The organism is Nocardia sp. CA-136227, assembly GCF_050955695.1.
Taxonomy (GTDB): Bacteria; Actinomycetota; Actinomycetes; order Mycobacteriales; family Mycobacteriaceae; genus Nocardia.
In genome coordinates this window covers 4320272-4333096 of the sequence record NZ_CP192081.1, presented here as the reverse complement: position 1 = coordinate 4333096, position 12825 = coordinate 4320272, and the positions used below count along the sequence as shown (strand labels likewise).

Annotated in this window: 10 protein-coding genes; 1 reads left to right on the top strand and 9 read right to left on the bottom strand. The window is 70.6% G+C overall.

What is annotated here, in order from left to right; translation table 11 throughout:
* Nucleotides 1-118: 118 nt before the first annotated feature.
* The 6 genes from ppsA to ACQP06_RS19880 form a co-directional block, all read right to left on the bottom strand.
* Nucleotides 119-2428, bottom strand: coding sequence for a phosphoenolpyruvate synthase (gene ppsA / locus ACQP06_RS19905; RefSeq protein WP_433666029.1), 2310 nt, complete (start codon nt 2426-2428; stop codon nt 119-121).
* A complete protein-coding gene (locus tag ACQP06_RS19900; RefSeq protein WP_433666028.1) occupies nt 2421-2597 on the bottom strand; it encodes a hypothetical protein in 177 nt (58 codons plus the stop codon). Before ACQP06_RS19900 ends, ppsA begins: the two co-directional genes overlap by 8 nt.
* Complete coding sequence (locus ACQP06_RS19895) at nt 2594-3073, bottom strand: DUF2267 domain-containing protein (protein ID WP_433666027.1); 480 nt, start codon at nt 3071-3073, stop codon at nt 2594-2596. Before ACQP06_RS19895 ends, ACQP06_RS19900 begins: the two co-directional genes overlap by 4 nt.
* Before the next feature lie 28 nt (nt 3074-3101).
* Nucleotides 3102-3656, bottom strand: a complete 555-nt coding sequence (locus ACQP06_RS19890; RefSeq protein WP_433666026.1) for a flavodoxin domain-containing protein — start codon at nt 3654-3656, stop codon at nt 3102-3104.
* Nucleotides 3657-3738: 82 nt separating this feature from the next.
* On the bottom strand, nt 3739-4617 hold the full coding sequence (locus tag ACQP06_RS19885) for a DUF302 domain-containing protein (RefSeq protein ID WP_433666025.1): 879 nt from the start codon (nt 4615-4617) through the stop codon (nt 3739-3741).
* A gap of 193 nt (nt 4618-4810) precedes the next feature.
* Complete coding sequence (locus ACQP06_RS19880) at nt 4811-7081, bottom strand: heavy metal translocating P-type ATPase (RefSeq protein WP_433673374.1); 2271 nt, start codon at nt 7079-7081, stop codon at nt 4811-4813.
* 480 nt (nt 7082-7561) lie between these two features.
* On the opposite strand from ACQP06_RS19880, the gene ACQP06_RS19875 reads away from it, so the two are divergent.
* Complete coding sequence (locus tag ACQP06_RS19875) at nt 7562-7960, top strand: pyridoxamine 5'-phosphate oxidase family protein (protein WP_433673373.1); 399 nt, start codon at nt 7562-7564, stop codon at nt 7958-7960.
* A gap of 38 nt (nt 7961-7998) precedes the next feature.
* Here ACQP06_RS19875 and mgtA read toward each other — a convergent pair whose 3' ends face one another.
* From mgtA to ACQP06_RS19860, 3 genes are all read right to left on the bottom strand, one after another.
* Complete coding sequence (gene mgtA / locus ACQP06_RS19870) at nt 7999-10683, bottom strand: magnesium-translocating P-type ATPase (RefSeq protein WP_433666024.1); 2685 nt, start codon at nt 10681-10683, stop codon at nt 7999-8001.
* A gap of 339 nt (nt 10684-11022) precedes the next feature.
* A complete protein-coding gene (locus tag ACQP06_RS19865; protein ID WP_433666023.1) occupies nt 11023-11670 on the bottom strand; it encodes a response regulator in 648 nt (215 codons plus the stop codon).
* 73 nt (nt 11671-11743) lie between these two features.
* A complete protein-coding gene (locus tag ACQP06_RS19860; protein WP_433666022.1) occupies nt 11744-12742 on the bottom strand; it encodes an Acg family FMN-binding oxidoreductase in 999 nt (332 codons plus the stop codon).
* Nucleotides 12743-12825 lie beyond the last annotated feature (83 nt).

Sequence of the window (12825 nt, the reverse complement as noted above, 5' to 3'; positions counted from 1 at the left end):
TTCCTGTACGTGAGGGATCCGCGCACGATTTGTCCGTTACGGCCTGCCCCGATTCTAGGTCGGTCCCGATTCTAGTGCGGAGCGCCGCGAGTCCCGTACATCGAAGGCCGAGCCGCGATCACCTGCCGGAAGGCATGGATAGCGCGTGGTCCAGCAGGACTCGGCGCTCGGCCGCCGCGACCGCGCGCCGGGTGCGCTCGACCGCGTCCGGGGAGACCGAGACCGAGGTGATCCCGGCCCGCACCAGGTGCTCCACGAATTCCGGTTTGGTGGAGGGCGCCTGGCCGCACAGCGAGGAGGTGATGCCCAGCGTGCGCGCGCTGGTGACGATCTGTTCGATGGCGTCGAGCACGGCTTCGTCGGATTCGTCGAACAGTTCGGCGCACTCCTCGGAATCGCGGTCCACACCGAGCACGAGCTGGGTGAGATCGTTGCTGCCGATGGAGATCCCGTCGATCCCCAGTCCCACGTACTCGGGCATGCGGTACACCACCGAGGGCACCTCGGCCATGATCCAGCGGTGCAGTCCGCGCTGGCGGCCGAGCGGGCTGGCGTCGACGAGCTCCAGGCAGGCCTCCAGCTCCCAGCGGGTGCGGACGAACGGAATCATCAAGTGCACGTTCGGGGTTTGCTCGCGCACACGCGCCAGGGCGGCCAGCTCCAGCCGGAACATCTCCGGTTGGCGGACGTAGCGGTAGCAGCCCCGGAACCCGATCATCGGATTGTGCTCGGTGGGTTCGTAGCGGCCGCCGCCCTCGAGTGCGCGGAATTCGTTGCTGCGCATATCGCTGGCGCGATAGATGACCGGCCTGGTGCCGAACGCGGAGCTGATCCGGTGGATCGAGGCGGTCATGCTCTGGATGAACTTCTCGTCCTCGCCGCGGGCGATGAGGTCACGCGGGTGCCGCCCGCCCAGCGCCTGGGTCAGCAGGACCTCCGCGCGCAGCAGGCCGACGCCGTCGGCACCGGTGGCGGCGACGCGTTCGGCCGCTTCGGGCAGCGCCAGGTTCACGTAGACGCGCGTCGCGGTGGCCTCGGGTGCGGCGACCGGGGCGACCGGGCGCGGGACGGCCGTGATCGAGGCCGGGAGCGGGTTTCCGGTGTACACCTGGCCCGCGGAACCGTCGACGGTGACCTCCTCGCCGGTGGCCAGCTGAGCGGTCGCGGTGCGGGCTCCGACGATGCACGGAATGCCGAGTTCGCGGGCCACGATGGCGGCGTGGCAGGTCATGCCGCCGCTGTCGGTCACCACCGCGGCGGCCCGCGACAGCGTCGGCAGCCAGTCGGGGTTGGTCATCGGAGCGACCAGGATCTCACCGTCCCCGAGGGCGGAACCCTCTGCCGGCGAACGCAATACGCGGACCGGTCCGCTGGCGCGGCCGGGCGCGGCGGCCAGGCCGCGGACCAGGACCCGGCCCTCGACCGTATGCGCCATGGGTGGCTTCGCGTCGGCGTCGTCGGGTAGCACGGTGATCGGCCGGGCCTGCACCAGCCACAGGTGCTCGTCGTCGAAGGCCCATTCGACATCCTGGGGGCGGCCGCCGTGGTGGGCCTGCACCTCGAGCGCGAGCCGGGCCACGGCGACAGCCTGGTCCTCGGTGAGCGCGGGGGCCTGGGCCTCGGATTCGGAGAGCTGGATGCGCCGGTCGCCGCTGGGACCCGGCACGATGACGAAGCTCTGACGGCCGATCTGGCCGGTGAGCAGTGTCGGCCCCGCGGCGTCGAGGACATAGGTATCGGGTGTGACCGCCCCGGACACCACCACCTCGCCCTGGCCTCGCGCCGCGTCGATGACGATGCGGTCGAGCGAGCCGGTGGCGGGGTCGGCGGTGAACGCGACTCCCGCCGAGCGGGCGGTGACCATGCGCTGGACGACCACGGCCATCTCCGGTCGATCGTGCATGCCGCGTCGCGCCCGATAGGTCAGCACGCGCGGCGTGAACAGGGAGGCCCAGCAGTCGGTCAGGGCGGTGATCACCGCGTCGTCGCCGTGAATATTGGTGCGCGACACGTTCATTCCCGCGAATGACGCGTTCGCGCTGTCCTCGCCGACGGCCGAGGATCGGACAGCCACCGCGACGTTGTCGCCGAGCCGGTGGTACGCCGACAGGACCGCGTCGCGGACCGAGGGCGGGATCGGGGTGTCGTGGACGAGTTCGCGCATGCGGTGGCACAGCTCGTCGAGCTGCTGCGTGTCGATGCGCGAAGCCCCGGCCGCCACAGTGAGCCCCCGAGTGTGCAACTCGTCGAGTTCGGGGCCGTGCGCGCCGGTCTGGATCACCTCCTCGTAGGCGGAGGCGAGGACGACGAAACCCGTTGGCACGGGTAGCCGCGCGGCGACCAGTTCGCCGAGATTGGCGCCCTTGCCGCCGGCGCGGTCGGCGTCGGTCAGTCGCAGTTCGTCGAAGGTAGCGACATAGTCACCCATGATTACTCCAGGTGTTCTTCGACCCCGGCAGCAGCAGCAACAGCAGGATCGGGATGGTGAGGACGAGTAACGCGCCCAGCAGCACCGTCGGTGCTGCGCCGGCGAGTTCGAGGCCGGTGATGACGAAGGGCAGTGCGACAACGAACAGGGGAGCGTGCCGGATGGTCACGGACGGGCCTCGGGGGATTCGAAAACGCCTGCCGCGGTGAGGATGCCGCCGAAGTCGGAGCCGAGCAGCACGCGGCACAGCGAGGCGGGCAGCTGGGCGAGGACGTGGTCGAGCTGGCCGGGGGAGAACAGTTGCGCCAGCGCGTCGGTCACCGCGGCGGCGGACCGCCGCGCCTCCTCCTCCGACAGGTCCGCCGACCGGGCGAACTGGAGCAGGAACGACGGCGGATCGTGCGGCACCGGCACCCGCCCGGGCATCCAGCCCTCGCAGTAGACGCCCCGCAGCAGCGTGGGCAGTTGTGCGCTCAGATGCGCTGCCGCACCGATGTCGAGGCGATCGCGCACCGTGTGCAGCCAGGCGCGCAGCGCCTGGTGCGCGGCCATCCGGTCGTCGGTGCCGAGGCGGTCGGCGATGGTGCGCAGCCAGATGCGGCCGGTATGGATCGTGGGCGCGAACGGGTCGGTGTGATGGCTCATCGGCGTGGACTCTCTCGCGGAGGGAAGGTCAGGGGTGGGTCGGGATGGCCTGCGGCCGAGGCAGTTTCAGGTCCTGGGCGACGGTGTCGATCCAGGCGGTGATGGCGGTCCAGTCGCGCAGGTCGCCGTAGCGGCTGCCGCCGAGCAGGCGATACAGGGCGCGGGCCGGGAGTGAGACGCCCGCGCGTTCGTAGTGACCGGCGAACGCGCGGTATCCGCGCGGCATGACCGCGTCGCGGACCTCGGCGATCCGCTTCGGGACGGCCCGGCCCATCAGGTGCCCGATCGGGCCGACCAGGGCGGGGCCGAGGCCGACGCTGAACAGCCAGACCGGCCGTGCGCGCAGTTCATGACGGTGGTCGCGGACGAAGCCCTCCAGCTCCGGCAGCAGGGCGCGGTCGTGGACGGCGCTGCCGAGGATCAGGGCGTTGAAGCGGGTCGGGTCGGGGGCGTGTTCGGCGTCGGCGATCTCGACGGTCGCGCCGCGGGCCGAGAGCGAGGCGCCGATGAAATCGGCGATCTCGCGCGTCGACCCTTGCGCGGAGGCGTAGACGACGGCGATGCGGGGGGCTGTGGTCTCCATGTGTCGAGCGTGCTCGTGCGGGCGAAATTCGGTGAGAGGACTCGTACCCGCGTCGGTCGGGACCATGGTCCCGGCCTCGCCGTCAGCCCGCCGCGGCGGCGGGCTGATCCAGTCCCGACAGCGCCCCGGCGAGCATCCGGCGCATCTCCTCGGCCGAGGAGGCCAATTCGGGCCGGGCCAGGACCTGGACGAGCACGGTCGGATCGACGGCCTCGACCAGGACGCCGGTGTCCTCGGCGCGGATGACCACGGTGCAGGGCATCAGGAGCCCGGCCTCGCGGTCGGTGGCCAGGGCCAGACCCGCGAGCTGGGGATTGCAGACGCCGAGGATCAGGTACTCCTCGATGTGCTCGCCGGTCCGCTCGCGCAGCGACGCCTGCACGTCGAATTCGGTGACGACCTCGAATCCGCGCTCTCGCAACGCTGTCCGGGTTCGGTCCACCGCTTCGGAGAACGTGGTGGCCAGATGGACCGCGATGGCCGGGGCGGGCGCCACCGGGATCCGGATCTCGGTGATCAGCAGCCGGGGATCGCTCACCTCGTCCGGCCCGACGAGATATGCCTCGGTCGGCGGGCCCACGGGACGATAACCGGCCAGCCGCAGCCACTCCCGCAGGGCGCGATAGGCCGCGTCGATATCGCCGTAGCCGCCACGGTGGCTGGTGCGGGCCACCAGGATCGGGGACTGGATGACCAGTTCCGCCCCGGAACTCGGTCCCAGCGCCGGGGCCGCCTCGATCGGCAGCCCGAAGTCGACGACGATGGCGTCCTCGGCAGGTAGCTCCCGATGGAAGGTGATCGTCGGTGCGCCGTTCGCGGTGAGACCCGCCTTCTCGGCGACCTCGCTCAGTTGGCCCATCCCGCTGACGATGCCCTCGCTCAACAGGTCCGGGCGGATCTCCAACGGGATGCGCAGGATCGCCTGCGGCGGTGTCTCGCACACGTTGACCCGGTATTCCATCGCACGCCTCCTTCGATAGCAGTCCCATCAGCCTGCGCATCGGCCGGTCGTGGTTCCAGAGGAGAAGGTCCCGGCAGGGCGGGAACAAGTCGATGACCTTGCCGTGCCGAGTGTCCGAGAGGCCGAGGTCCTGGGATCATGCCCACCGTGGAGTTGCGCGCGAGGTCGAGAGCTCCGCGCACGCCGGCCACCATCACAGCCGTTCGTCGGCGGCGAGGACGAAGTAGTTCTCCTCCTCCTGCAGGAAGTGCAGGCGCAGGACGGCGTGCAGCCCGTAGAGGCAGGCGAGCAGATCGTCGATCTGGTCGGGATCGAAATCGCCACGCGCCCGGGCCAATTCGAGGTGGGTCCCGATTCTCGTGGTCAATCGCTGGATCTCGGCGTGCGCCCGGCTCATGGTCGCCGTCGCCTCGGATCCGCCGAGCGGCCCGGCCAGCGCGGGGTAGAGCTTCGTCTCCTCGGCGCGCTCGTGCGGCAGCAGATCCTCGACCAGGAAGCGGTGCGCGGTCTCGAGCGCCTTCAGCGCTTCGGCATCGGGGCGTTCCGCGATTCGATCGGCCACCGCCCGCAGCGACGCGAGCGTGTCGCGCAGGGTCTCGTGTTCGGCGGCGAAATGCCGGAGCAGTTCGTCGGTGTCGACCGGCACGGCGTGCCCGCTCGCGGGACCGGAGCGCAAGGCCCGCAGCGCGTTCAGGATGACGGCGACGTCGATCGCCTCCTGGAGCAGCGCGCCCGCCGCGGGTGGCAGCCACCCGCCCGCCGCGACGACCATGGCCAGCAGGGACAGCCCCATCCCGACGGTCGCACTCTGCACCGCGATGCGGCGCGAGCGGCGGGCGATGTCCATGGCATCGGCGAGCCGGTCCAACCGGTCGGTGGTGAGAACGATGTCGGCGGCCTCCGACGACGCGGTCGATCCGCGTGCGCCCATGGCCACGCCGACCGTCGCCGCCGCCAGCGCCGGGGCATCGTTGATGCCGTCGCCGACCATCACCGTCACGTGCTCGTCGCTCTCCGGCCGGACGGCCTCGACCTTGTCGGCGGGGCTCTGGTTCGCGTACACCTCGTCCAGGCCCAGCACGGTGGCGACTTCCCGGGCGGGTTCGGGGCGATCACCGGTCAGCATGACGAGCCGGTTCAGTCCCGCCTCGCGCAGTCGCCGCAGCGTGCGGGGCGCGTGCCGCCGCAACGGGTCGCGCAGCAGCACGGCCCCGAGCGGGTCGTCGTCGACGGTGATCCAGGCGATCGCGGCGGAATCGAGCCGGGCGCGATTCATGACCGGCCGGGCCCAGCCCGGAACGGCCGCGGCGTCGGGCAGCTTGCCGACCTGCACGCGGCGACCGTCGACCACGCCGCTCACGCCGTGCCCCGCCCGCTCGGAAACCTCGGTGGCGACCTCCAATCGCAGGCCCCGCGTCAGCGCCTCGGTCACGATCGCCGCGGCCAGCACGTGCGGTGAGAGCTGATCGACCGAGGCGGCCAGCCGCAGCAGCGACGCCGGATCCGTGCCGGGGGCCGCGGCCACCTCCGTGACGACGGGCCGCCCGGCGGTGACGGTTCCGGTCTTGTCCATCACCAGAGTGGTTGCGCGGCCGAGGTTCTCCAATGCCCCACCGCCGCGGACCACGACGCCGACGCGGGAGGCGCGGGACAGTCCCGACACGATCGCGACGGGCGCGGCCAGCAACAGCGGACAAGGCGTGGCGACGACGAGCACCGCCACCGCGCGAGTCGGGGAACCACTGAACCAGTAGGCCGCGGCGGCGACGGCCAGGGTGAGGGGGAGGAACCAGGCGGCGTAGCGGTCGGCCAGGCGGACGGTGGGCGCGGTGTCGGCCCCGGCCTCCCGGGCAAGCCGTACGATGCCGGCGTAGGTGCTCTCCTCGGCGGTCGCGGTGGCCCGCATCTCGAATACCGCACCGGCGTTGAGCACGCCGCTGCGGACCGGTTCCCCGGCGGCCCGTTCGACCTGCAACGGTTCCCCCGTCAACGCCGATTCGTCCAGTACCGCAACCGAATCCAGGATCCTGCCGTCGGTCGGCACCACTTCTCCGGCAGCGATGACCAGGATGTCGCCCGCGGTGATCTCGTCGAGGCCGACGACCCGCACCACCGCTCCGCGTCGGCGCCGCGCCGATCGCGGGGCCCGTTCGAGGAGCGCTCGCAGATCCCGCGTCGCCCGGCGTTCGGCCGCCGCGTCGAGGGCGTGCCCGCCGCTGAGCATGACCGCGATCAACGCCCCGGCGAGGTATTCGTGGACCAGCAGCGTGCCGCCCAGCGACAGCACGGCGATGAGGTCGACGCCCGCCCGCCCGCGCCGCAGCGCCGAGACCACCCACCACAGCGCGGGCACTATGGCCACCACCGTGCCCGCGGCCCAGCACCAGTCGGCGACGGTGATCGCACCGGCCACCCGGGCGATCACACCCGCCAGCAGCGGCACGATGGTGCCGGCCAGCAGCAACGCGCTCGCGACACCGGTGTACCGCTCCCACCGGTGTCGTTCTTCTGGATCGGGCACAGGATGCTCCCTTCCCGCCGGGATCGTGTTCCTCTGAAGTGCATCGCACGAACGCGGCACACCACAGGGCCACAGTCCCTCGGAAAGACTGCCTTTGGACCCGTCGGCCGGTGATCGACCGCGCGGCCCGCAGTCCGGAACGGGTTGGGTGTTCGTTGAACGCGCCCGGTGCCGGAAGGACGTCCGAGATGGGACCTTCGACCCTGTGGGGCCGACGGGTATCGGTGATGACATTGATCCGGGGGAACGCATCATGCCAGGGGCCGTGAGAAAGGGTTGTCAGTTCATGCGCGCCTACGAAGCTCTATCGGTCCGAATGCGCTTGTGGCCGGAGGCATTCGGCCCGCGGGCGCGCCGGGTGTCCGGAGCTTTCGCGTGAACGGGCCCGCCGAGCGTTCGTTCGGTCCCCGCGCGACCGTGGCCATGGGGCGGGACGAGGCGCTGCGGCTGCTGGCGAGCGTGCCGTTCGGGCGGGTGATCTTCACCCGTGACGCGCTGCCCGCCGTGCGGCCGGTGAACCACCTGGTCGAGGATGGCGAGATCGTCATCGTGCGAACTCGCCTCACCTCACGCCTCACCTCGACGGTGCGCGCGGACGAGAATGTCGTCGTAGCTTACGAAGCCGATGACATCGATCCCGTCGAGCAGCTCGGATGGTCGGTGGTGGTGACGGGTATCGCCCGCCCGGTGACCGATCCCGAACGCGTCGCCCGGTATGAGGAGATGCTGCAGCCGTGGGTGGACGGGACGATGGATTCCATCGTCGCCATCGAGCCGACCCTGGTGACCGGGGTGCGGCTCGTGGCGAAGCGGGCGGGCTAGTTCATGCGTGAAGCACGCCGCACCCGGCCACGGAGGCTCTAGGGACCAGATGCCTGTACCGGCTGTGCGGAAGTCCCCGGCCCGGAATGGGCTCCGGCGGCGAAACGTGCTGCGCGACGGCGCAATCGGTGATCGGTGCGGCGGTCGCGGGCGGTGGGGACGGGCGGGGGCGTTCGGAAGAACCAGCGTTTCGCGGCCTCGGCGAGCGCGAGATACACCATGATCATGACGAGGAGGGCGGCGAAGAATCCGGCGGGAAGCGGCGCGAAACCGAGCGCGGGCGCCAGCGGAGTCACGGGCAGCAGCGCGCCGATCCCGACCGAGATCAGAGCGGCGGCCAGCAGCACGACGCTGGGATGACTGCGGAAGAACGGCGTTCTGCGAGTACGGATCACGAACAACACCAGGGTCTGGGTGGCCAGCGATTCGACGAACCAACCGGTGTGGAACAGGGTTTCGCCAGCGTGGAAGACCCACAGCATGACGCCGAAGGTGGCGAAGTCGAAGATCGAGCTGATCGGGCCGAACACCAGCATGAACCGCCGGATCAGCGCGATATCCCAGCGCGACGGGCGGGCCAGTTGCTCCTCGTCGACATGGTCGGTGGGGATGGCGAGCTGCCCGGCGTCGTAGAGCAGATTGTTGAGCAGGATCTGCGAGGGCAGCATCGGCAGGAAGGGCAGGAACGCCGAGGCGCCCGCCGCGCTGAACATATTGCCGAAATTGCTGGACGTTCCCATCAGGACGTATTTCATGGTGTTGGCGAAGACGCGGCGGCCCTGGGTGACGCCGTCAGCGAGCACCTGCAGGTCCTTCTCCAGCAGCACCACATCGGCGGCGTCCTTGGCCACATCGGTGGCCGCGTCCACGGAGATGCCGACATCGGCGGCGTGCAGGGCGAGCGCGTCGTTGACGCCGTCGCCGAGAAAAGCGACGTCGACGCCGAGCGAGCGTTGCGCGCGCACGATGCGCGCCTTCTGCTCGGGGTCGATGCGCGCGAAAACCGTGGTGGTGGGCAGTTTCTCGGCGAGCTCGCGGTCGGTGAGCCGGTCCACCTCGGCGCCGGAGAGGGCGCTGTTCACCGGCAGACCCAATCGTTCGCACACCTGCGCGGCCACGCCCGGATGATCACCGGTGATCACTTTGACCGTGATTCCCAGCATTGTCAGGCGGCTGATCGCCGCGGCCGCAGAGGATTTCGGCGGATCGAGGAAGACCAGGAAGCCGGCCGGCCGCAGGCCGGTCTCCTCGGCGGCCCTCAACGAAGTCGTCCCGGGGGCGGCACGGGTGGCCACGGCGACCACCCGGTGCCCGGCCGCGAACTCCGCGTCGAGGGCTCTGATCGCGGACTCGGGCACCTGCTCGCAGCGGGCGAGTACGGCCTCGGGCGCGCCCTTGGTGACGATGACGCGTCCGCTCGCGGGTGAATCGACGAGCACCGACACCATGCGGCGCCGATGATCGAAAGGCAGTGTCGCCGACCACGAATACTCCCGCACCGCTGCCCGGGGCGCGCCCGGCGCCGCCCACAGTGCGGTGTCGAGCGCGTCGCCGCCGACCAGAGCGCCGTTCTCGATCGAGCCGTCGGTGCAGACCAGGCCGAGCGCGATGACGTCGGCGCTGTCCGCCCCGTCCGCGGCGACCGCGCGCAGGAACTCGATCCGGCCCTCGGTCAGCGTCCCGGTCTTGTCGGTGAACAGCACTTCGATATCGCCGAGGTCCTCGATGCAGACCAGCCGCTTCACGAGCACTTTGCGCTGGGCCAGCAGTCGCGACCCGGCCGCCAGGCCGGTGGATACCACCGCGGGGAGCAGCTGGGGTGAGATCCCGACCGCGATCGCCAGCGAGAACATCAGCGCGTCCAGCAGCGGACGGTGCAGGACCAGGTTCACCGCGAAGATGCCGATCGTCAGGACGGCGGCCACTCGGACCAGCAGCATCGAGAACCGGCGCAGTCCGACCTGGAACTCGGTCTCGGGCTCCCGGTGCGCCAAACCGGCCGCGATACGCCCGAATTCGGTGTCACCACCGGTCGCGATCACCATGCCGCGGCCGGTGCCGGAGGCGGCCACCGTACCCATGAGCGCACAGGACGTCAGTTCCGCGATCGGGCTGCCCGCGGGCACCGCGTCCGGTGACTTGCGCACCGGTTCGGGCTCGCCGGTCAACACCGATTCATCGCAGTGCAGCCCGGTGGACGACAGCAGCCGCAGATCCGCGGGCACCAGTTCCCCGGCCCGCAAATCGACGATGTCTCCGGGCACCAGTTCCACCAGGTCGATCGATCGGGCCACATCGTCGCGCACCACCACGACCCGGTGCCGGATGCGGTCGCGCAGCGCGTCGGCGGCCTGCCCGGCGCGAAACTCGTTGACGGTGCCGAGACCCACCGACATGGCCACGATCACGCCGATGACCACCGCGTCGGTGCGCTCGCCGAGGAAGAAGGCGACCGCGGCTGTCACGGCGAGCAGCAGCAGGAGCGGGGAACGCAATTGCCTGGTGACGACCGATCCGAGCCGAACCCGATGGTTCCGAACGGCATTGGGGCCGAACACGCCCGCCCGGCGGGTGTACTCGGCTTCGGTCAGACCGGTATCGCCGCTGTCCAGCGCGGTCATCACCTGCTCGATCGGTCGCGACGCGGCGAGCGTGGCCGAGAGGGAGTGAACCGGTTGGCGCGGGCCGGTATTCGCGACAGTCGCGCGAGCGTGCATCGACATGCCTTCGAGGGTTGCGCTGGAACGCGGGAATCGATAGGGCCCGGCCGCACGCGGGTCGAGGACCAAAGGCCCTGTAGCCGAGGACTTGCCGCCGCTGCGGCGACCGGGCGGTGCCCCGCATGATTGGCAGGTCGATCCCCGGGGGCAGGGGTGGCTCCAGGAGCGAGGCATGGGTGGTCCGCACACCGGATTGCGCTGTACACCGGTCGAATCGAGTCTCCGCCGCGACGTGACACCTGCAGTCACGGGAGACGGTGACCGGACCGGCGCAGCCGGAGACGCCCTTCCGGGCGCCTTCGCTGCGTAATCGCTCCGGCCCCGGGGGTCGTCGATCTCGGGCTACACCGGATGGGGGTGGTCGCCGCGCAGCTTGGAGGCGTAGACGGCGGCCTGGGTACGACGTTCCATACCGAGCTTGGCGAGCAGCCGGGAGACGTAGTTCTTGACGGTCTTCTCGGCGAGGAACATCCGCTCGGCGATCTGACGGTTGGTCAGGCCCTCGCCGAGCAGATCGAGGAGCTTGCGCTCCTGTTCGGTGAGTCCGGTGAGCGGGCCGTCGGTCTGCGTGCTGCGGCGCAGCCGGTCCATGAGGGCGGCGGCGGCGCGATTGTCCAGCAGTGAGCGGCCGGCCCCGATCTCCTTGATGGCCTTGGCTAGTTCCATGCCCTTGATGTCCTTGACGACATAGCCGCTGGCCCCGGCCAGGATGGCGTCCATCATGGCCTGCTCGTCGGTGAACGAGGTGAGGATCAGGCAGCGCAGCCCGTCCAGGCGGGATAGCAGATCGCGGCACAATTCGATGCCGTTGCCGTCGGGCAGCCGAACGTCGAGCACCGCGACATCGGGGTTGAGGGCGGGAATCCGCGCCAGCGCCTGGGCGGCGTCGGAGGCCTCGCCGACGACGGTGATGTCGGGGTCGCTCTCGAGCAAGTCGACGAGCCCCCGGCGGACGATCTCGTGGTCGTCCACGAGGAAAACGGTGGTCATGGCCGGTTCCCATCTTCTTGGGTGGTCAGGTCAACGATAGCTCGCGGGCCTCGCGGCCCGGAAACGCCGGAACTCACTCCGATACCGCGGTGGCGGGTGCGGTGACGGCCAGGATCTGCGTGAGCGGCAGTCGCGGCGTGGGGGGTTGCCGCCGCTCGGAGACGGGGACGCTCCCGATCCGGACGAGGACCTGGGGCTGCTCCTCGCGGCCCGTGAGTGCCCGGATCATGGCACGGCTGCGCGGCAGTTCGGTGACATGGGTGAGCGGGCAGGTGTGATAGCCGGCGACCGTGCACTCGAGCAGAATCGTCGACAGTGCCTCACCGCAGCGCAGGAATTCGATCGCGCTGTCGCCGCCGGAGAGGACCACGACGACCGATCGGTCCTCGTCGATCTCGGTGCGGCGCGATTCGCCCCCGATGGCGGGCAGGACCCGGCTCACCTCGACGCGCTCACGCTCCTCGGTCGAGATCCGAGCTTCCGGAGGGATGCCCTCCGCTGCCAGTGAATGCCCGGCCCACCACTGCAATTCGGCCTGATAGCTGGAATCGTAGCGGCGCACCGCGGCGGTGAGCCGCGACGCGTGGGCCAGCTCGGCGCGGGCCTCGGGCGGCAGCACGGTGATCACCGCGTCGCGCGGGTCGACGATCACCGGCAGCACCGGTTCGAAGTCGCGCCAGTCGTTCGGCGCGCTGAAAGGCAGCCGGTCGGTGTAGCGGACCTCGATGGCGGCAGCGCGATCCAGGTCGGCGTCGGTGACGATGCGCGCGGGCTCGAAAGTGACCGTCGCCAGGTGTTCGTGGCGCGTCGGATTCGGGAAGTAGGCGACCCGGGTCTGCCACCCGGCCGCGGCGAGCGCGGACCGCAGGTGACCCAGGGCCAGACCACAGCTGAGGAGCAGTTGCCGTCCGGAGGCGTCGGTGGCGGGCAGCATGCGCTCGCGGACCGAGTACAGGTGCAGGGCGGCGCCGTCGAAGACCCAGCGCCAGGGCTGGCTGTTGTGCAGCGAGGGCGCTCGACCGGACAGCCGGACGGCCTGCTCGATCGTGTCGCCGCTGGGTAGTGGGCTCATGGACTCACGCTAGGACGCGCGCGGTCATGGCCGCAGGGGCCATTGGTCCTCGGTGCGGTGCTACAGGACCCTTGGCGACACGC

What these genes read in the sequence shown, in the direction of transcription:
- ACQP06_RS19885 (WP_433666025.1), bottom strand. Translation starts at nt 4,617, where the DNA reads ATGGAATACCGGGTCAACGTGTGCGAGACACCGCCGCAGGCGATCCTG.
- ACQP06_RS19860 (WP_433666022.1), bottom strand. Translation starts at nt 12,742, where the DNA reads ATGAGCCCACTACCCAGCGGCGACACGATCGAGCAGGCCGTCCGGCTG.
- ACQP06_RS19875 (WP_433673373.1), top strand. Translation starts at nt 7,562, where the DNA reads ATGGGGCGGGACGAGGCGCTGCGGCTGCTGGCGAGCGTGCCGTTCGGG.
- ACQP06_RS19890 (WP_433666026.1), bottom strand. Translation starts at nt 3,656, where the DNA reads ATGGAGACCACAGCCCCCCGCATCGCCGTCGTCTACGCCTCCGCGCAA.
- ppsA (WP_433666029.1), bottom strand. Translation starts at nt 2,428, where the DNA reads ATGGGTGACTATGTCGCTACCTTCGACGAACTGCGACTGACCGACGCC.
- ACQP06_RS19895 (WP_433666027.1), bottom strand. Translation starts at nt 3,073, where the DNA reads ATGAGCCATCACACCGACCCGTTCGCGCCCACGATCCATACCGGCCGC.
- mgtA (WP_433666024.1), bottom strand. Translation starts at nt 10,683, where the DNA reads ATGTCGATGCACGCTCGCGCGACTGTCGCGAATACCGGCCCGCGCCAA.
- ACQP06_RS19865 (WP_433666023.1), bottom strand. Translation starts at nt 11,670, where the DNA reads ATGACCACCGTTTTCCTCGTGGACGACCACGAGATCGTCCGCCGGGGG.